This window comes from Microbacterium protaetiae (genome assembly GCF_004135285.1).
GTDB lineage: Bacteria > Actinomycetota > Actinomycetes > Actinomycetales > Microbacteriaceae > Microbacterium > Microbacterium protaetiae.
Genome location: NZ_CP035494.1, coordinates 109755 through 127500 on the forward strand (window position 1 = coordinate 109755; position 17746 = coordinate 127500).

At 64.8% G+C, this 17746-nt stretch carries 21 protein-coding genes; 12 read left to right on the forward strand and 9 right to left on the reverse strand.

Translation table 11 applies throughout. From position 1 onward, the window contains the following. Positions 1-14: 14 nt before the first annotated feature. On the forward strand, positions 15-683 hold the full coding sequence (locus ET475_RS00515; RefSeq protein WP_242497711.1) for a response regulator transcription factor: 669 nt from the start codon (positions 15-17) through the stop codon (positions 681-683). Position 684: 1 nt separating this feature from the next. Here the strand turns inward: ET475_RS00515 and ET475_RS17710 are convergent, their stop codons facing one another. Together ET475_RS17710 and ET475_RS00525 are read right to left on the reverse strand one after the other, a co-directional pair. Then, positions 685-1164, reverse strand: coding sequence for a hypothetical protein (locus ET475_RS17710; protein WP_165310658.1), 480 nt, complete (start codon positions 1162-1164; stop codon positions 685-687). Positions 1165-2004: 840 nt separating this feature from the next. Beyond that, positions 2005-2424, reverse strand: a complete 420-nt coding sequence (locus ET475_RS00525; protein ID WP_129385023.1) for a hypothetical protein — start codon at positions 2422-2424, stop codon at positions 2005-2007. A 519-nt stretch (positions 2425-2943) separates the two neighbouring features. Here ET475_RS00525 and ET475_RS00530 point away from each other — a divergent pair. From ET475_RS00530 to ET475_RS00550, 5 genes are all read left to right on the forward strand, one after another. Beyond that, complete coding sequence (locus ET475_RS00530) at positions 2944-3282, forward strand: hypothetical protein (protein ID WP_129385025.1); 339 nt, start codon at positions 2944-2946, stop codon at positions 3280-3282. A gap of 149 nt (positions 3283-3431) precedes the next feature. Beyond that, positions 3432-3911, forward strand: a complete 480-nt coding sequence (locus ET475_RS00535; protein ID WP_129385027.1) for a hypothetical protein — start codon at positions 3432-3434, stop codon at positions 3909-3911. Between the two features lie 20 nt (positions 3912-3931). Then, complete coding sequence (locus tag ET475_RS00540; RefSeq protein WP_129385029.1) at positions 3932-4927, forward strand: peptidoglycan-binding domain-containing protein; 996 nt, start codon at positions 3932-3934, stop codon at positions 4925-4927. After that, positions 4918-5547 carry an ABC transporter ATP-binding protein gene (locus tag ET475_RS00545; protein WP_129385031.1) on the forward strand — a complete coding sequence of 210 codons (630 nt, stop codon included), beginning with the start codon at positions 4918-4920 and terminating at the stop codon, positions 5545-5547. Before ET475_RS00540 ends, ET475_RS00545 begins: the two co-directional genes overlap by 10 nt. A 173-nt stretch (positions 5548-5720) precedes the next feature. After that, complete coding sequence (locus ET475_RS00550; protein WP_129385033.1) at positions 5721-6614, forward strand: hypothetical protein; 894 nt, start codon at positions 5721-5723, stop codon at positions 6612-6614. 111 nt (positions 6615-6725) lie between these two features. On the opposite strand, the gene nrdF is transcribed toward ET475_RS00550, so the two are convergent. The 5 genes from nrdF to ET475_RS00575 form a co-directional block, all read right to left on the reverse strand. Beyond that, positions 6726-7703: a class 1b ribonucleoside-diphosphate reductase subunit beta gene (nrdF, locus tag ET475_RS00555; protein ID WP_129385035.1), complete on the reverse strand. Its 978-nt coding sequence runs from the start codon at positions 7701-7703 to the stop codon at positions 6726-6728. Between the two features lie 74 nt (positions 7704-7777). Beyond that, positions 7778-9937, reverse strand: coding sequence for a class 1b ribonucleoside-diphosphate reductase subunit alpha (gene nrdE / locus ET475_RS00560; RefSeq protein ID WP_129385037.1), 2160 nt, complete (start codon positions 9935-9937; stop codon positions 7778-7780). After that, the gene (gene nrdI / locus ET475_RS00565; RefSeq protein ID WP_129385039.1) at positions 9919-10362 is read right to left on the reverse strand and encodes a class Ib ribonucleoside-diphosphate reductase assembly flavoprotein NrdI; all 444 of its coding nucleotides are present in this window, start codon (positions 10360-10362) and stop codon (positions 9919-9921) included. Before nrdI ends, nrdE begins: the two co-directional genes overlap by 19 nt. 1 nt (position 10363) lies before the next feature. After that, complete coding sequence (gene nrdH / locus ET475_RS00570) at positions 10364-10597, reverse strand: glutaredoxin-like protein NrdH (RefSeq protein ID WP_129385041.1); 234 nt, start codon at positions 10595-10597, stop codon at positions 10364-10366. Between the two features lie 262 nt (positions 10598-10859). Beyond that, positions 10860-11564 (reverse strand): hypothetical protein, encoded by a 705-nt coding sequence (locus tag ET475_RS00575; RefSeq protein ID WP_129385043.1) that lies wholly within the window; start codon positions 11562-11564, stop codon positions 10860-10862. A 163-nt stretch (positions 11565-11727) separates the two neighbouring features. Between ET475_RS00575 and ET475_RS00580 the strand changes: the two genes are divergently transcribed. From ET475_RS00580 to ET475_RS00590, 3 genes are read left to right on the forward strand one after another with little or no spacing between them, the layout of a single operon-like run. Continuing rightward, entirely contained in the window at positions 11728-12876 is a 1149-nt protein-coding gene (locus ET475_RS00580) for a sensor histidine kinase (protein WP_129385045.1), read from the forward strand. Continuing rightward, positions 12873-13529: a response regulator gene (locus tag ET475_RS00585; RefSeq protein ID WP_129385047.1), complete on the forward strand. Its 657-nt coding sequence runs from the start codon at positions 12873-12875 to the stop codon at positions 13527-13529. Before ET475_RS00580 ends, ET475_RS00585 begins: the two co-directional genes overlap by 4 nt. 22 nt (positions 13530-13551) lie before the next feature. Beyond that, positions 13552-14760 carry an MFS transporter gene (locus ET475_RS00590; RefSeq protein ID WP_129385049.1) on the forward strand — a complete coding sequence of 403 codons (1209 nt, stop codon included), beginning with the start codon at positions 13552-13554 and terminating at the stop codon, positions 14758-14760. A 4-nt stretch (positions 14761-14764) separates the two neighbouring features. Here the strand turns inward: ET475_RS00590 and ET475_RS00595 are convergent, their stop codons facing one another. Together ET475_RS00595 and ET475_RS00600 are read right to left on the reverse strand one after the other, a co-directional pair. After that, positions 14765-15172: a pilus assembly protein CpaE gene (locus ET475_RS00595; RefSeq protein ID WP_129385051.1), complete on the reverse strand. Its 408-nt coding sequence runs from the start codon at positions 15170-15172 to the stop codon at positions 14765-14767. Next, positions 15169-15444 (reverse strand): metal-sensitive transcriptional regulator, encoded by a 276-nt coding sequence (locus tag ET475_RS00600; protein WP_129385053.1) that lies wholly within the window; start codon positions 15442-15444, stop codon positions 15169-15171. Before ET475_RS00600 ends, ET475_RS00595 begins: the two co-directional genes overlap by 4 nt. 49 nt (positions 15445-15493) lie before the next feature. Here ET475_RS00600 and ET475_RS00605 point away from each other — a divergent pair, with 49 nt between their 5' ends. From ET475_RS00605 to ET475_RS00615, 3 genes are read left to right on the forward strand one after another with little or no spacing between them, the layout of a single operon-like run. After that, the gene (locus ET475_RS00605) at positions 15494-16768 is read left to right on the forward strand and encodes a DUF445 domain-containing protein (protein WP_129385055.1); all 1275 of its coding nucleotides are present in this window, start codon (positions 15494-15496) and stop codon (positions 16766-16768) included. Positions 16769-16786: 18 nt separating this feature from the next. Further along, a complete protein-coding gene (locus tag ET475_RS00610) occupies positions 16787-17137 on the forward strand; it encodes a gamma-glutamylcyclotransferase family protein (protein ID WP_129385057.1) in 351 nt (116 codons plus the stop codon). Continuing rightward, complete coding sequence (locus ET475_RS00615) at positions 17116-17739, forward strand: hypothetical protein (RefSeq protein ID WP_165310660.1); 624 nt, start codon at positions 17116-17118, stop codon at positions 17737-17739. Before ET475_RS00610 ends, ET475_RS00615 begins: the two co-directional genes overlap by 22 nt. The last annotated feature ends 7 nt before the right edge of the window (positions 17740-17746 follow it).

The following is a 17746-nucleotide window of genomic DNA, read 5'->3' on the forward strand; positions in this document are numbered from 1 at the left end:
CGAGAAAGACCGCTGTGAACACGAAGAGAATCCGCGTCTTAATCGCTGACGACAACCGCGTCGTGCGCCGCGGTCTCCGCCTGCAACTGGAGGCGGTGCCGGATATCGTCGTCATCGGCGAGGTGGGCAACGGAGCCGACGCTGTCACCGTGGCCCGAAACGAAAAGGCAGACGTGGTCCTTATGGATCTCCAAATGCCCGGAATGAGCGGCATCGAGGCCACACGCCAGCTGGCCGCAGACTCAACACGTCATTCTGCGGTGATCGTCATGACAAGCTTCGCGTTCGATGAGTATGTGCGTGATGCGCTCGATGCGGGAGCCGTCGGGTATCTCCTTAAGAGCCACGACTCGGCACATCTCCTCGACGCAATCTACGCCGCGTCGCAGCGGCAAGGGGTGGTGTCCACGCGAGTCACAGCGCCCATGTTGAGGGAGTTCGTTCGACGTCGTCGAGTACCGGTCTCGGAAGCGGCCGAACTTCTGACAGCAGCAGAGCGAAGGGTCGTGGCTGTCCTCTCCAGCGGCACGACGAGCAACGAAGACATCGCGGCGTTCCTAAACGTGTCCGTACACACGGTGAGGTCCCAGCTCCAGTCGGCACTCAAGAAGGTCGGGCTCGCCGACCGGACCCAGCTCGCCCTCTGGGCTGTACGGAACAACGTTGACGACACCGCAACATAATTCAAATGATTGAAACCACCAGCCTTATTTTTGGGCATCCTGCAGCGCCCTCGGTGGCCCCATAGCCGGCGTTGCCTGTGGCGTCAGCTCCGCCTACGCGATTGACTATGCGAACACCGCTCTCAACAATGGGAAGTGTGTGGGTGTCCGAGCGCTCATCTACGACCCGCTGCCCACCACCCATCTGGTTCAGGAGAAATGCAGGAAGTGATCCCATGCAAGGAGTGAGTGCACTTTCAGAAACCGGGCCGCTTCTTCCCCGTGTGGGTGCGCCGCTTGTTGCGACCACGGCTCTCATGTTTGGAATCACGTCCTCCGCAGCAATCTGGGGAAGCAGTGGGATACCAACGGCGCTTTTTGTCATCTGGATAGGCCTCATCGTCACGTTGTTCATGGCGATGCCGGCGTGGAACAAGCGCAAGAAGAGTGCTACCGACCGTACTGAGAAGCGCTGGTCGACAACGGTGACGCTTGTGAGCATCCTCGCTCCGTTAGTGCTGGTGGTGCTTGCACTCACGCTCACAGAGGCCAGTCGATGGCTCTATCTGGCGGCGGCGAGCGCGAGCTTGGTCATGTTCGCCGTTGCACTTGTCCTTGCCCGACGTGCAACACATCAGAGTGGGGCCCCGAACTGATCTCGGCCAGAAGGTGAACGGCCCGCTCCCGTTGTAACGGGAGCGGGCCGTTGGCGGTTGTCATGAGAGATCGACGAGTTCTCGGCCGCAACCGACCAAGGAACCGCCTTCGAGCGCCCTCTGCCGTCTGGCGACGAATTGATGTAGCCGGGTTCATTGAAGCAGTCGTCCCGCCACGTATCCGCAGTACGCAGGAGGTCAGGCAAGGACACGGTCGCACCGTCATGCGCACATCGCTTCGTTGACGTCGCCACCGTCGACAAAGGACCGGAAATCGGCGACCACGCAGAGCCCACGGTAGGCATGCCCACACCGGAGCTCATCGTTCGTGAATCGACCTGTCCACGCCGTTCAGACAGGTAGCCGCCTTCGATTCCGTGATGGCGGCCGCGCCAGCCGCCACCACCTCCAGCAGGAGGTCGCCGAGTACGTCGGAACGACCGGGTGCGAGCAGCTCAAGAAGCTCTATCGCGGTCCAGCCGCCGTCGGGTGTCGGGCTCGTGGAGGTCCGGGAACACGACACAACTGAGGATCATCTCCGTTGTCACGGCCACAAGTTCTTCCGAAGTCAGTTCCATGCGAACCCCATGCGCGGTCGCCAGTCGCCGGCCGGACCAGACTCGGAGAGTGCGGACTGCCGCCATCGCCTTTCCTGCCTGTATCGAACGAATCGGTGACGCGAAGGCTCAGGTACTTTCAGACTCCCATGCCATCAACCGCAGGCTGTGGGTCCGCACAATCTGCAGATCCTGGTCGCCGTCGAGATATCCGGTGGCGACATCCGGCTCGTCCAGGGACCCCTGTACGGTTTGTGGCGCGAGGAAATCGACGAGGATTGCCGGGGCACCGTACGCAGGGAACTCAGCATTACGTAGGAAGGTCTTCCACTGTACGAGGTCCGCGATGTGTAGGTTTGGGACGCCTTGGAACGACTTCAACGCGGTCGTCAGATGCTTCGCATAGTTGCCGTTGGCAACGTAGACCTGATACCTCTGGAGTCGCTTGTCGCGCTCACGCTGAAACATCGAATAGAAGTCATCCAGGCCGCCGGTGCTCAATGTCTGGTCGCCCTCGACCGCGCCCTCGTCGTCATCACGGTCAGTCACGCTCGCTCACTCTCCATCGCGTGGATCGCCGCCTCCAACGCCTGCAACCAACCGCGATTGCCGTCACGGCGTTCCATCGACCATGGCTCCCGTCGGTCGAGTCCCGTCATCTAAATGAGTGAACTGTCGTCGATTCGTATTGCGTGATCGTCGTTCACGCGCTTGCGTCGGCGGCCCAATCGCTCGACGACACCATATATGGGCGGTCGATGCCAGAAGTGGCCGTCCTGCACCCTAGGGCCCGCTCGAACGATCCGTTGCAGAACCGCACAGAATCAGGACCGCAGCATGCGTCGCCTGCGGCGTCATCGAAGTCATTTTCCGCTATCGCAGCCGACACCGGAACCGTAGAAGTCGTGAACCGGACCGCCGCCACCAGGCACTCCAGTCGCGCAAAAACGCGGAAGTTCATGTCTGACGCCGCGCATCACGTCGTTGACCTCCAGGCGTGCACGTGGAATGTTTCGGGCTAGGTCGAGACCATCGGCCTAGGTTCAACGCACGTCCAGAGGGGTCAAGATGACGTCCAAAGCTGCAAAGAAGAGCACGGTTTTCGGAGCAACTGCTGCGCTTGCAATGACATTGCTCGCAAGCTTCGCGGTGGTGACACCTGCACATGCTGTGTGCTCGGGTGCGTACTTTTCCGTCAACACGTCCGCACAGGCAACTGTGAAGGTTTCCTCGCTCTGCACGGGAAGCTCGAAGGTGCGAGCACGCAAGGACTGGTACTACACCGACAGCACCAACTCCAGTGTTGGGACAAGCGTGGGCCCCTGGATCGGTGATCCTGGGCTGGCCTCGATCGTGTATCTTCCGAGTGGACGATTCCACAAGGTGAACATCATCGAGTCGAACTGACGTTGCGCGGAGATGAAGTGCTAAGGCGGCAGATTCTGACGGCTGGCGGCATACTGTCACTGGCGATTGGGCTAGCGGCATGCTCCTCGAACGAAGCGTCCGCGGCGGGTCCCTACGCCCCCGAGTTTGAGCAGGCCCGCCAACAGGCTGTGACCGACCTGCAGCGTGGGGTGTTGAGCGATGGCAAGATCACCGACGCAGAGTTTCGTGAAGTACGTCAGCGCTACATCGACTGCCTCACCGACGCTGGCATCCACGCCACAGCTCGTCCAGACGGCGGTTACGACTTCGATACTCAACTTGTCGGAGCGCAAGCCGATGCCGAACGGCAATGCGCCGAGGAGACAACGTATGTGATCGAACCCCTCTACTACGCGATCAGAACGAACCCGCAGAAGGAGGATTTCAGTGCCCTCGTCGCAGAGTGCCTGCGTACGGAAGAGGTTGTCGACAGCACGTTCACGAAAGACGATTGGGACCAGTTCGTGAACGCGTTCTCAGCTGCACAGGCTGGCGAGTCGAACGGCAATGACATACCACTCGCGTCGGAGCTACCGAAGCTTCCCGGCGGCGTCGCAATGGATGATCCGAGAGTGCAAGAGTGCAGCACCAACCCGCTGGGTCGGTGAGACCCTGGTTACGATGGGCCGTGTCGGTCGGCGCCCTGGTGCTCACCGGCGGTGTGTTGCTCGGCGCCTTGGTGCTACCGCCACTGGTGCCGCCATCGGTACGCGCCGTGGACGTGCCACGTACTGTCCCGGTGACAGCGAGGTCGTTCACCGACGCGCATACTATCTACGCTGTGCCGACACTCTCAGACAAGGTAACAGTCGGCCTCACGGGTGGAAATGGCATGGTGACCGCTTCTCAGTGCAAGCCCGGCACGGAGATCCGCACCGGCGACCACATTCTGAGTGTTGACGGGATAGGCCGCATCGCACTTGTCACTGGCGTACCGCTGTGGCGCGATCTCTCCTCCGGCAGCACAGGAGCGGACGTCAAGGGTCTGCAGAAGGCTCTGATCAAAGCGGGATACGAGCTGGGGGTCACCCGGAATTACGATGCTGACACGATCGCCGCGGTCGAGGCTATGCAGAGACGAGCGTCGGTCGCGGCCGACGGGCGCATCACACTTGATCGCGTCCAATGGATACCGAGCGGAATGGCTCCGGTCACCTCCTGCGAGGCGCCTGTGGGCACCGAGATAACGCACGGTCAGCCGTTGCTTGTCGCGGGCGAGACCCTTACCGGGTTGACGTTTCCCGATATAGCTACGGACCTCGCTCACCACCGATACGTTGCGGTGTCGGGAGCTGCGGTGGTCCACATTCCTGAGGGGCGTAAGGTCACCGACGCCACGTTTCTGAGCGCGGTGGCATCGTCTGACGCCTTTGCGCAGTGGAAGAAGGATCCCACTCGCGGCATTGCGCTCGGAGTGAAGCTTGAAGAGCCGATCTCGGCCATCGGGGTCCCCCCGTCCGCCGTGCTGGTCACCGGCTCGACACGCGGATGCGTGATATCTGCCCACAAGGCGGTGCCCGTGCAGATCCTCGCGAGCGAGTTGGGCACCGTCTTTGTCGTACCTCAGCAGTCCGTCGAAGCAGTCATCATTCCTGCTGCTAACGCGAGCACGTCATGCGAATAAGAGTCGATGACATCTCCTTCGCGCACCCTGGAGGACCCACCCTCTACACGGGGCTCAGTTTCACAGCCCACGAAGGATCGCTCGTCGCACTCACAGGCCCATCCGGCTCGGGGAAATCGACCTTGCTCTCCCTTCTGGGCGGCTGGCTCAGGCCGACTCACGGCACCATCGAACGAACTGCCATTCACGACGTGGCGCTCGTTCCGCAGAACCCGCATGGCGTGTCGGAGCGGACCGCCCTTGATCATGTATGCCTCCCACTCGTGGCGCGCGGGGCGGGGCGGGGCGATGCAACCGTCGTCGCCCGGCGTCAGCTGATGCGGCTCAACCTCGAAGAGGTTGCGGCACGCCCATACCGGATGCTGTCGGGCGGGGAGCGTCAAAGGATGCTACTGGCTCGCGCTCTCGCCACAGAACCCGACATGCTACTCATAGACGAGCCGACTGCTCAATTGGATCCCAGGGCGGCCGCCGATGTGTGTGAGGCCCTGCGGTCACTTCAGGAGGCCGCGGCCATCGTTTTCGTCGCCACTCATGACCCTCGTGTTATCGCCGCGTGCTCGACAACGATCGATTTGCTCACCGTGCAACCTCCCGCCGACGATCATGGTGACTCTTGAAGATCAGAGAAGTGTGGCGTGAGGCAGCTCGCAACTTCGGTGCCGGGGCAAGCTATGGGGTCATCTCTCTCGTCACATTCCTCGCCATCGCCCTATGCCTGGGGATCGTCGCCACACGAGGGGTTGTGGGTGTGGTCACGGAGGCCAGCGCATTTCGTGAGTCAGGGGCATCCGTGTTCCGTCTCGACTCTCCTGGCAACGTCGATGGAAACGCCTGCGACGCACTCGCTCGCGTCGACGGCGTGGACGCCGCGGGAGCGACGCGCGCCGGCGACACTCTCCGGTTTGCCCTGCTCCCCGACCGCCCCACACCGTACTTCGATGCATCACTCGGCATGGCGCACCTTCTCGACGTCGATCCAGCCTCTCCGAACGCGGGTCTGATCGTAGATTCCACCCTGGCCGCCTCGCTCGGACTCAGCCACATCCCCGGAACTACGTTTCTGATCGACGGGAGTCGGCCGAGCGCCGTTGCAGGGACGTATGACCACCCCGACGACGGTCGCGATTCGACGCTCAGTGGTGCGGCGATCGGGCTGGCTGTCGGCAGTGAGCCCTTCGATTCATGTTGGGTGCGGTTCTGGCCGCCCTCGGACAACCCGCTGGAGCTGCTGGGAACTGTCACCATAGACGTCGGCGGTTCAAACGGAGCGACACAATGGAACCCAACTCTGGGACGTACTCTCGACCCCAACGCTGTCTTCCATTCGCTGCCGCTCGTTGTCCTCACTAGCCTGGCTGCTATTGCGGCCGCCGCACTCGCGTTTGTCGGGCTGCGCCTCCGTCGTTTGGAACTCGCATCGGCCCTCCACGTCGGAGTGAGCCACTCCGCCTTGGCCGGCATCTCGCTGGCCGAGTGTGCGATCTGGCTCATCCCCGCATCACTGTTCGCCGCGACAACACTTGCCTTCTGTGCCGCCTGGCACAACCCCGATCCTCCGCTGGCCGCATGGTTGGCCGGGGCGCGAGTTGTGGCCGCAGCCATGAGCGCCTGGATACTCACGATCGGGCTCACTGCTGCAATGACGAATGAGGCTCATCTCGTCAGATACTTTCAGCAGCGATGAGGACACCGCGCCGACGAACGGACGCCCGCATGTTGAGAGGCCCGGAACTGCAAAGTCTCGCCGTTCCGGGCCCCGCGTCTGACCCCTTCGAGGTGAAATCAACCCAATTTCTCAGAAGTCCCAGTCGTCGTCTTCGGTGGCCTCGGCCTTGCCCATCACGTACGACGAGCCCGAGCCGCTGAAGAAGTCGTGGTTCTCGTCGGCGTTCGGCGACAGGGCCGACAGGATCGCCGGGTTCACGTCGGTGACGGTCGCCGGGAACATCGCCTCGTAGCCGAGGTTCATGAGGGCCTTGTTCGCGTTGTAGTGCAGGAACTTCTTGACGTCTTCGGTCAGGCCGACGCCGTCGTAGAGGTCTTGCGTGTACTGCACCTCGTTGTCGTAGAGCTCGTACAGCAGCGAGAACGTGTAGTCCTTCATCTCGTCACGGCCCGCGGCATCCAGCTTCTCCAAGCCCTTCTGGAACTTGTAGCCGATGTAGTAGCCGTGCACGGCCTCGTCGCGGATGATCAACCGGATGATGTCGGCCGTGTTCGTCAGCTTCGCCTTCGACGAGAAGTACATCGGCAGGTAGAAGCCCGAATAAAACAGGAAAGACTCGAGCAGCGTCGAGGCCACCTTGCGCTTGAGCGGCTCGTCGCCACGGTAGTAGTCCATGACGATCTGCGCCTTGCGCTGCAAGTTGGGGTTCTCGGTCGACCAGCGGAACGCCTCGTCGATGTCTTTCGTCGACGCCAGCGTCGAGAAGATCGACGAGTAGCTCTTGGCGTGCACCGACTCCATGAACGCGATGTTCGTGTAGACGGCCTCTTCATGCGGAGTGATCGCGTCAGGGATCAGTGAGACTGCGCCGACGGTGCCCTGGATGGTATCCAACAGCGTGAGCCCCGTGAACACCCGCATCGTGAGGAGCTTCTCGTCGGCGGTGAGCGTGTTCCACGACTGCACGTCATTCGACAGCGGCACCTTCTCGGGCAGCCAGAAGTTTCCGGTCAGCCGGTGCCAGACCTCGAGATCTTTCTCGTCTTCGATGCGGTTCCAGTTGATCGCCTGAACGGTCTCGAGGAGCTTCAGTGGTTCGGGGGTCATTTCTGTTTCTCTTTCACGGATGCTGGGGTGGGGTGTCGTTTCGTCTCGCTGCGCTCGCTCAACGACCGAGAGCGCTAGAGCATGCAGCTGACGCAACCATCCACTTCGGTCCCCTCCAGTGCCATCTGACGCACGCGGATGTAGTAGAGCGTCTTGATGCCCTTGCGCCAGGCGTAGATCTGAGCCTTGTTGACGTCGCGGGTCGTGGCGGTGTCCTTGAAGAACAGCGTCAGGCTCAACCCCTGGTCGACGTGCTGCGTGGCCACGGCGTAGGTGTCGATGATCTTCTCGGGGCCGATCTCGTACGCGTCCTGGTAGTAGCTCAGGTTCTCGTTCGTCATGAACGGCGCCGGGTAGTAGACGCGGCCGAGCTTGCCCTCCTTGCGGATCTCGATCTTCGACACGATCGGGTGGATCGAGCTCGTCGAGTTGTTGATGTACGAGATCGATCCGGTCGGCGGCACAGCCTGCAGGTTCTGGTTGTAGATGCCGTGCTGCTGCACCGACTCCTTCAGCGCAGCCCAGTCTTCGCGCGTCGGGATGTGGTGCCCGGCGAACAGTTCGGACACCTTCGCGGTCGTGGGCGTGAAGTCCTGCTCGAGGTACTTGTCGAAGAACTCCCCCGACGCGTAGGTCGAGTCGGCGAAGCCGTCGAACGTCTCGCCGCGCTCGATGGCGAGCCGATTGGAGGCGCGCAGCGCGTGATACAGCACGGTCGCGAAGTACACGTTCGTGAAATCAAGACCCTCTTCTGACCCGTAGTACACGTGCTCACGGGCGAGGTAGCCGTGCAGGTTCATCTGCCCGAGGCCGATCGCGTGCGAGCGGTCGTTGCCGTCTTCGATCGAGCGCACCGACGAGATGTGGCTCTGGTTGCTGACGGCGGTCAGTCCCCGAATGGCGGTCTCGACGCTCTTGCCCAGGTCTCCCCCGTCCATCGCCAGCGCGATGTTCATCGATCCCAGGTTGCAGGAGATGTCCTTGCCGATCTGGTTGTACGACAGGTCGTCGTTGTACGTCGTCGGCGTGTTCACCTGCAGAATCTCGCTGCACAGGTTCGACATGTTGATGCGGCCCTTGATCGGGTTGGCCTTGTTCACCGTGTCTTCGAACATGATGTACGGGTAGCCCGACTCGAATTGGATCTCGGCGAGGGTCTGGAAGAACTCGCGCGCGTTGATCTTCGTCTTCTTGATGCGCGGGTCGTCGACCATCTCGCGGTACTTCTCGGTGACCGAGATGTCGCCGAACGGCACGCCGTACACACGCTCGACGTCGTACGGGCTGAACAGGTACATGTCTTCGCCGGTCTTGGCCAGCTCGAACGTGATGTCGGGCACGACGACACCCAGCGACAGCGTCTTGATGCGGATCTTCTCGTCGGCGTTCTCACGCTTCGTGTCAAGGAACCGCATGATGTCGGGGTGGTGCGCGTTCAGATAGACGGCACCGGCACCCTGGCGCGCGCCCAGCTGGTTGGCATAGCTGAAGCTGTCTTCGAGAAGCTTCATGACCGGGATGATGCCGGAAGACTGGTTCTCGATCTGCTTGATCGGAGCCCCCGACTCGCGGATGTTCGAAAGCAGCAGCGCGACGCCGCCGCCGCGCTTGCTCAGCTGCAGCGCCGAGTTGATGCCGCGGGCGATCGACTCCATGTTGTCTTCGATGCGCAGCAGGAAGCAGCTGACAAGTTCGCCGCGCTGCGCCTTGCCTGTGTTCAGGAACGTCGGGGTGGCCGGCTGGAAACGGCCGGAGATGATCTCATCGACGAGGTCGCGCGCGACCTGCTGATCGCCGTCGGCAAGACCGAGCGCCGTCATCACGACGCGGTCTTCGAAGCGCTCGAGGTAACGCTTGCCGTCGAAGGTCTTCAAGGTGTAGCTCGTGTAGTACTTGAACGCACCCAAGAACGTCTCGAAGCGGAACTTGGCCGCATACGCACGGTCGTTGAGCTCTTGGATGAACTCGAACGGATACCGGTCGAGCACGCCCTGCTCGTAGTACTCCTTCTCGACCAGGTAGTCGAGACGCTCTTTGAGCGAGTGGAAGAACACGGTGTTCTGGTTCACGTGCTGCAGGAAGTACTCGCGCGCAGCGCGCTTGTCGGCGTCGAACTGGATCTTGCCGTCGGCGTCGTACAGGTTCAGCATCGCGTTCAAGGCGTGGTAGTCCATGCCGTCGAACCGCGCCTCGGTCTTGAAGGATGCCGTTTCGGTCACTGCAGCTTCCACCATCGTTCCAATCCGTCGCTCACGCGGGCGACGTCCTCGGGCGTGCCGAACAATTCGAGCCGATACAAGTGCGGCACGTTGCACTTGCGGCTGATGATCTCTCCGGCCAGGCAGTACGCCTGACCGAAGTTCGTGTTTCCGGCGGAGATGACTCCGCGGATCCACTTGCGGTTGTCCTCGTCGTTGAGGAACTTGATGACTTGCTTGGGAACAGAGCCCTTCTCGACTCCGCGTCCCTGTCCGCCGCCGTAGGTCGGGGTGACGAGCACGAACGGCTCGTCGACCTTCAAGGGCTCTTCGGTGCTGTGCGGCCCCATGTGCAACGGAATGCGCCGGGCAGGCATCCCCAGCTTCTCAACGAAACGCGCCGTGTTTCCCGAGATGCTGGAGAAGTAGACGAGAAGCGGCGCAGCGACCGCGGTGGGCATATCAGGCCAGGCGAGCGGCGAGTTCGTCGATCTTGTCGGGGCGGAAGCCCGACCAGTGCCCCTCATCGGTGACGACGACGGGTGCCTGCAGGTAGCCGAGAGCCTTCACCTGCTCGAGCGCCGTCGGGTCCTCGGTGAGGTCGTGCACTTCGTAGTCGATGCCCTTCGCATCCAGCGCGCGGTAGGTCGCGTTGCACTGCACGCAAGAAGGCTTCGTGTAGACCGTGATCGCCATTTCGACCGTGTCTCCCCTCGTCATTCGATCCGTTTTCCCGGTGGTCCCCCGCCGGTCCCCCAATACTACATATGGGTACCGACACTGGGAAGCACCACAAGGGATAGTAGTTACATCTGTGTAGTTTTCCACCGCCCTCCCCATGTACAACACAGGTTGTCCACCGTTTCATCCACAGCCGACGAGGTTCTCACGAACCTGGAAAAGGCCTGGATTCCGCCGCTTTCACGAGACCGGCACGCGCTCCTCCACAGCCCTGACGCTACGGCCGGGTTCCGACATCCGATTTCCTGTGGACAAGCGTCGTCGGCGTGTCGCGGCGTGTCGCCCGTTCGACCGATGGCGTGTGCTCGCGCAGCACCACGATCACGAGCGAGCCCCACACCGCGATCAGCGCGACAAGCTGAACGACACCGGCGATCGGTCCGCCGAACAGGTTGGCTCCCGCGGTGATGACCGCGGCCAGCGGCACCCACACCCCGACCGTCCGAGCCATCCGCAGGCCCACTGTGAGGATGATGGGTCCGAGCGAATAGCCGATGAGGAAGACGAGCAGCAGGATGTTTCCGATCGGCTCGGCCTCTGCCGCCGCGTTCATGGCCGCGGTGGCGTCATCGCCCAGGTGGGCAGCGACAATCGCACCGTACTGGGCGAAGAAGGCCGCCAGGTGACCGATGCCTGCCGCCAACCCGATCCCGGTGACCAATGCCCCGATCCGGGTGGTCAGCGACCCACGGCCCGTCGGGGTCGCCGTTGCCGGCAGGCCCATCAGCCACACCAACGGCCCGCATACCGCCAGCAGACCGATGGTCAGCCACGCGGCCGGAAACTGCGCGGCGACGTCGGCGGCGGTGGGATGGACTCCGCTGGGCTGCAGCATCCACTGCCAGACGGTCGTGACGATCAGGCTCAGCGGTCCCACGACGAGGGCCGTGACGGCCACGACCTTTTCAAAGATGACGGACATCGTTCTCTCTCCTTTCGGGCGCTGTCTGCGCCACAGCCGAATGATCTCGCCGCTCGCCGGTGCGCCGCGTCGGCGCCCGGGATGATCGGTGTGGCCCACAGGGAGGAGCGACGTCGCCCGCACGGGCGACACGCCGAAGCCGACGGGTGAATAGAGTGACCTCATGCGCCGGGCCTTCTCGCGATGGCGGCGTCGCACCGTGTGGGGCCTTCCCACACCCGACGTCGTGCTGGCGGTCGTCCTGCTGCTGATCGCGGTGGGCAGTGTGGTCACCGGAAACCCGAACGAGGGCCCCCTGGCGGTGACTGTTCCGGTGGCCATCGTCTCCACGCTTGCCCTGGCGTGGCGACGACGTCACCCGCTCCTGATGATCGCGCTTGTCACAGCGGCGGGCATGGGTCAGACCCTGATGTCGACATCGCCCGGCTCGCTGTGGTCGCTGGTGGTGGAGGCCGTGGCCCTGTATTCGGCGGCCGCTTATCTGTCTGAGGCGGTCGCCGCCGTTGCCGGGACCGTGTTCGTCGTGGTGCTGCTGCTCGAGGAGCGCATCGACAACGGTGTCGACTACGTGTTCATCCTGCTACTGTTCGGCGGCGTCTGGCTGCTCGGCCGTGCCAGTGCGCAGTGGCGCGGCCGCGTCACCGCGGCCGAGCGACGTCAGCGCGAGGCAGCACGGCTGGCGGTGGCAGAAGAGCGCGTGCGGATCGCCCGTGACCTGCACGACGTCGTCGCGCACAGCCTCAGCGTGATCGCGGTGCAGTCCGATGCCGCCGAGGCCGCGCTCGAGATCGCCCCGGAACGCGCGCTCACGCCGGTGCGAGCCATCCGCACCACGGCACGCGAGGCTCTCACCGATATCCGCGGCATGTTGGATGTGCTGCGCACCGACGACGATGAGCTGCCCGGTGTCGAGTCCCCCGGCGTGTCGGCGATCACCGGACTTGCCGATGCCGCGCGGTCGGCGGGCACTCCGGTGGCCCTCGAGGTTCGGCTCACGAGGGCGCCGGTCACACCAGGGGTCGACCTGGCCGCGTACCGCATCGTCCAGGAGTGCCTGACGAATGCGCGCCGGCACGCCCCCGGCGCCGCGACCACCGTGACGATCGTGCAGGGCGACGACGCGTTGCGGGTCTCGGTCGTGACCGCGGCGCCCGCAGCACCCGAGCCCTCGGCCGAGGGCTCGGGCTATGGCATCAGCGGCATGCGCGAGCGCGCCGCCGCACTCGGTGGCCGCCTGCAGGCGCAGCCGACCGCCGACGGCGGTTTCGAGGTCGAGGCTGTTCTGCCGCTTGGGCGACGGGAGACGACGTGACCCGCGTGTTGATCGCCGACGACCAGGAACTCGTGCGCACCGGGTTTCGCCTGATCCTCGACCTGGAGCCCGACATGGAAGTGGTGGGCGAGGCCGCAGACGGTGCCGCCTGCGTGCGCGCGGTCGCACGCGAAGACCCCGACGTGGTGCTGATGGACGTGCGGATGCCGCAGCTCGACGGCATCCAGGCGACGCGGGCTCTCACCGCGGCCGGCAGCCGCGCGCGCGTGCTCGTGCTGACCACGTTCGACCTCGACGAGTACGTGTACGAGGCACTGCGTGCCGGAGCCGTCGGGTTCCTGCTCAAGGACGCCCCGCGCGAGCAGTTGGTCTCGGCGATCCGCCAGGCGGCGGTCGGCGAGGCGCTGCTGGCACCATCGGTGACGCGCCGGCTCATCGAGCGGTTCGTGGACGGGGCACCGACAGACACGGTGCTGCGCGGCCGGATCGAGGCGCTGAGCGCGCGCGAACGCGAGGTACTCACCTTGGTCGCGCAGGGCATGTCGAACGCCGAGATCGCCCGCACGCTTTTCATCGGCGACGCGACGGTCAAGACGCACATCGCCCGGATGCTCGCCAAGCTCGGGGCGCGCGACCGGGTGCAGGCGATAGTGATGGCCTACGAGAGCCGGTTCGTGACGCCACGCGCGTGAGCGAGCCGGGTACCGTTGAGGGGTGGCCGGATACCGGGATCTGCTGCGCACCCCAGGGGTCGGGCGCATCATCGCCGCGCAGCTGACGGCGCGGTTCCCCTCGGGGATGACGAGTCTGGCGATCCTGTTGCACGTCGAGCACATCACCGGCTCGTACGGGGCTGCGGGTCTGGTGCTGGCCGCCGCCTCGATCGGTCAGGCGATCGCCGGCCCCATCACCAGCCGCTGGATGGGGCTGTGGGGAATGCGGCGCGTGCTGACGCTGACCACGGTCGTGTGCGCGGCATCCATCACCGGCATCGCACTGTTCGAGCTTCCGGTGCCCGCCTTCATGGTGCTCGGGATGCTGGCCGGGCTGTCGACGCCCCCGGTGCAGCCGGCGGTACGCACCATCTACCCGAAGATGGTGAATTCGCGGCAGCTGACGCCGCTGTTCTCGCTCGACGCCTCGCTGCAGGAGATCATCTGGATCCTCGCCCCGGTGGTGGTCACGTTCGTGTCCACCCAGATCAGCACCGTGGTGGGGTTGCTTGCCATCGTGGTGATCCTGCTGGGCGGGGCCGCCTGGTTCATTTCCTCGCCCGAACTCGGTCAAGTGCGCATTCCGCGCAGCAAGCGCCGGTTCGGCAAGGTCCTCAGCCGCCCGGCCGTGCTGCTGGGTACGTTCGTGGGGTTCCTGCTGGTGGGTGCGTGCGCGGCAGTGGAGGCCGGGGTCGTGGCGACCTTCGGCGAGGGCGGTGTCGAGGCGGGCCTGGTGCTGGCGGTGTTCTCGGTGGGAAGCCTGGTGGGCGGGCTGGCCTCGGGCAGCATTCCGATGGGGCGCTGGGCGACCGCTCGGCGCATGGCCATCGTCACGGTGGGCCTTGTCATCACGACGATCTCGCTGAACGTCTGGTGGGTCGGCGGTTCGCTGCTGATCGCCGGCATCGGCGTCGCGCCCGTGTTCGCGGCGATCTCGGCGATGACCACCTCGAGCGTGAAGTTCAGCGACACCGCCGAAGCGTTCGGCTGGATCACCACCGGGCAGCTCATCGGGGCTGCCGCCGGTTCTGCCGTCGCAGGCTTTCTCATCGACGGCGTGGGCCCGGTGGGCGCCTATTGGACCGGCGCGGTGTTCGCGGCCGTGGGCCTGGCCGTGGCCGTGGTCTTCCATCGGGGCTTCCCCGACCTGCGCCACGCCGATCCGAGCCCACTGCCCGACACCACGACGATTCCCATTCAGACGGTGTGACAGCTCAGTCGGTGACGCGGTGCAGCAACTCGAGCAGGGCGAGAGCGTACGCGTCGGAGGGCTCGGGGTGCGCGTACACCCGGCGCTCCCCCGCGATCTCGACCTCGACCTCATAGGTGTCGGGCAGGCGCCGTAGTGCACGAAAGGTGCCGCGCAGCAGTTCGCGCAACTGCTCTTCGCTGGGCAGCCACAGCGCGTCCTCCTGCGCGACCGAGTCGAGCGCCCACTCGGTCGTGCCGTTGAAGGCGAGGATGCCGCCGGTCGAGAAGTTCCGTGCCTCGATCGTCATGTCGCTGACGGTGAACACGTCGGCCTCGAACTCGGGCTCGTCAAGCTGAAAGCGGTCGCCCGACTGCGGATGCCAGACCAGCCCGATATCGCGCAATTCGCGGGCGCGTTCGGTGGAGATCATCCGCGGTTACCCACGTCATAGGCCTTCAGAAGCTCGGCGACGGCCTGCTCTCTCTCCTGACCGCCCTGCTCGAACATGTGTGTGACGTGCGTGCGCAGGTGGTTTTCCAGCAGCAGCTTGTCGAGGGATTCGAGCGCCTTCTGGATCGCGCGGGACTGACCGATGATGTCCATGCAGTAGTCCTCGTTCTCGATCATCTTCGAAAGCCCCCGCAGCTGGCCCTCAAGGATCGCCGTGCGATGCAGCGCGCGCTTCTTGATGTCTTCGATCACGCCGCCAGGCTACCGGCCGCATCCGAGAACGACGTGGCAGGATGACGCCATGGCGCACACCCCCACAGCTCTGCTCAGTCCCGCCGACCGGGTCAGGCGTGGCGCGCTGCGCCGGATGAAAGCCATAGCGCTGGGTGCGCTGATCTTTCTCGCGATCGTTTTCGCCGTCTCTTTCGCCCTCGAAGAGCGCCTGCCCGCACTCGCCTACGTGCGGGCGGCGGCCGAGGGCGGCATGGTGGGCGCGCTCGCCGACTGGTTCGCGGTGACCGCTTTGTTCCGGCATCCCCTCGGCCTGCCGATTCCGCACACCGCGATCATCCCCACCCGCAAAGACGAGATCGGACACACCCTCGGCGAGTTCATCGAGACGAACTTCTTGTCAGGACCGGTCGTGCGCGCCAAGCTCGAATCGACCTCGATCGCCCGTCGACTGGGTGGCTGGCTGGCCGAGCCGGCGCACGCCGAGCGGGTCGCCGCCGAGGCATCGGGCGTGGCCGCGGCGGTGCTGACGGCGCTCAGCGACGCCGATGTGCAGGACGTGCTCGAAGACCTCGCCCGGGAACACCTCGTCGCCCCTGAATGGGGGCCGCCCGCGGGTGCGTGGCTGGCGCGGGTGACCGATGCCGGAGCCCATCATGGCGCCGTCGACCTGGCCGTGGACAGCATAGCGTCATGGCTCGAGGCCAATCGCCCCTCCTTTGAGGGCCTGGTCTCGCGCCGGCTTCCAGGTTGGGTCCCCAAGCTCGCCCACCGGTTCGTCGACGACACCGTGTACCACGAGGCGGTCAAGTTCGTGGCGGCGGTGCGGGCCGACCCGCGGCATCCCGCCCGCACGGCGATCGACGACTACCTGGCCCGCCTCGCCGACCGGCTGCAGCATGACCCCGCCATGATCGGGCGGGTCGAAGACGCCAAATCCACCGTGTTCGACAGCCCGCGGGTACGCGAGCTCGCCGCCCGTGTCTGGGAGACCGCGAAGAGTGGACTGCTGGTATCGCTCGCAGACCCCGCCAGCGGGCTGCGCACGCGGGCGACTGCGGCCCTCGCCGAGATCGGCGGCCGGCTGCAGACCGAGCCGGCCCTGCAGCGCCGGGTCGACGGCTGGGTGACCGACGCGGCCGCGTTGCTGGTCGACCGGTACCGGCACGACATCGCCTCGATCATCACCGACACCATCGAGCGGTGGGATGCCGCCGAGACGACCGAGAAGATCGAGCTGATGGTCGGCCGCGACCTGCAGTACATCCGCCTGAACGGCACCGTGGTGGGCGCATTGGCCGGGGTTGCCATTTTCACAGTCGCCCACCTGATCCTCAGACTCTGACGGCGATACGCTGTGCACGTGCCCGAGACACCCACCAACCAGCTTTTGTTCACCTACGGCACGCTGCAGCATGACGACGTGCAGCTCGATACATTCGGGCGTCTTGTCGAGGGCTCCGACGACGAACTCGTCGGCTATGTGCTCGACGATGCGCCGATCGACGATCCGCGGGTGGTCGCACTGTCGGGGCTGGCCATCCACACCGTGGCCCGCGCCACCGGCGACGATGCCGACCGGGTGCCCGGCAAGGCGCTGTGGATCAGCGAGGCCGAACTCGCCGCCGCCGACGATTACGAGGTCGCTCTGTATCGGCGGGTGCAGGCGCCGCTGGCCAGCGGTCGCACGGCATGGACGTACGTGACGGCATGACCGTTCCCGCCGATTCTCTGGCCGTGCTCGGCGCGGGGCGCGCGCCCGCCGAGTGGATGCCGTTCGCCAGCACGCAGACAGTGCTCGGCGGAACGCCGGTCACGGTGGTGCATGCCGTGCACCAGCCCTGGGAGCTGCGGATCGTGCGGGTGGACACCGAGGGCGTCGCCCCGGGCGTACGCCTGACCGGGCCCGCAGTGGCGGGCGAGCTGTGGGTGACCGAACTGCACCAGGGCGTGGATCTGTGCGCAGGGCGCGGCACCGCGGCAGAGGCGCATTCCGAAGTGCGCATGCTGGTGCCCTGGGATGGCGACGTGACGCTCGCCGACGCCGCCGATGAGGCGATGATGCCGCAGGTGACCGTGCACGATCTGCCGGGCGGCTACCCCGTGATCATTGCGGTGCGCACCGGCGCTGAGCCCCCGCCGGTGCCGCAGGTCGACGAGGGCCAGATCGGCGAAGACGGCAAGCCCATTCGCCTGCGCCGCACCGGGTCGCTGATCCCCGAGATCGAGATAGCCCCCGACGGCGACGGCGGACACGCGATCTCGGTGCGCTGGCCCGACAAGGTGCGCGAGATCGTCGACGTGCCCGCGCGCTGAGTCGGCA

Excerpts from the sequence above, each read along its gene's own strand:
- ET475_RS00575 (WP_129385043.1), bottom strand. The coding sequence starts at position 11,564 with ATGTCCGTCATCTTTGAAAAGGTCGTGGCCGTCACGGCCCTCGTCGTG.
- nrdF (WP_129385035.1), bottom strand. The coding sequence starts at position 7,703 with ATGACCCCCGAACCACTGAAGCTCCTCGAGACCGTTCAGGCGATCAAC.
- ET475_RS00595 (WP_129385051.1), bottom strand. The coding sequence starts at position 15,172 with ATGATCTCCACCGAACGCGCCCGCGAATTGCGCGATATCGGGCTGGTC.
- ET475_RS00530 (WP_129385025.1), top strand. The coding sequence starts at position 2,944 with ATGACGTCCAAAGCTGCAAAGAAGAGCACGGTTTTCGGAGCAACTGCT.
- nrdE (WP_129385037.1), bottom strand. The coding sequence starts at position 9,937 with ATGGTGGAAGCTGCAGTGACCGAAACGGCATCCTTCAAGACCGAGGCG.
- nrdH (WP_129385041.1), bottom strand. The coding sequence starts at position 10,597 with ATGGCGATCACGGTCTACACGAAGCCTTCTTGCGTGCAGTGCAACGCG.
- ET475_RS00580 (WP_129385045.1), top strand. The coding sequence starts at position 11,728 with ATGCGCCGGGCCTTCTCGCGATGGCGGCGTCGCACCGTGTGGGGCCTT.
- ET475_RS00545 (WP_129385031.1), top strand. The coding sequence starts at position 4,918 with ATGCGAATAAGAGTCGATGACATCTCCTTCGCGCACCCTGGAGGACCC.
- ET475_RS17710 (WP_165310658.1), bottom strand. The coding sequence starts at position 1,164 with ATGCTCACAAGCGTCACCGTTGTCGACCAGCGCTTCTCAGTACGGTCG.
- ET475_RS00605 (WP_129385055.1), top strand. The coding sequence starts at position 15,494 with ATGGCGCACACCCCCACAGCTCTGCTCAGTCCCGCCGACCGGGTCAGG.
- nrdI (WP_129385039.1), bottom strand. The coding sequence starts at position 10,362 with ATGCCCACCGCGGTCGCTGCGCCGCTTCTCGTCTACTTCTCCAGCATC.
- ET475_RS00615 (WP_165310660.1), top strand. The coding sequence starts at position 17,116 with ATGGACGTACGTGACGGCATGACCGTTCCCGCCGATTCTCTGGCCGTG.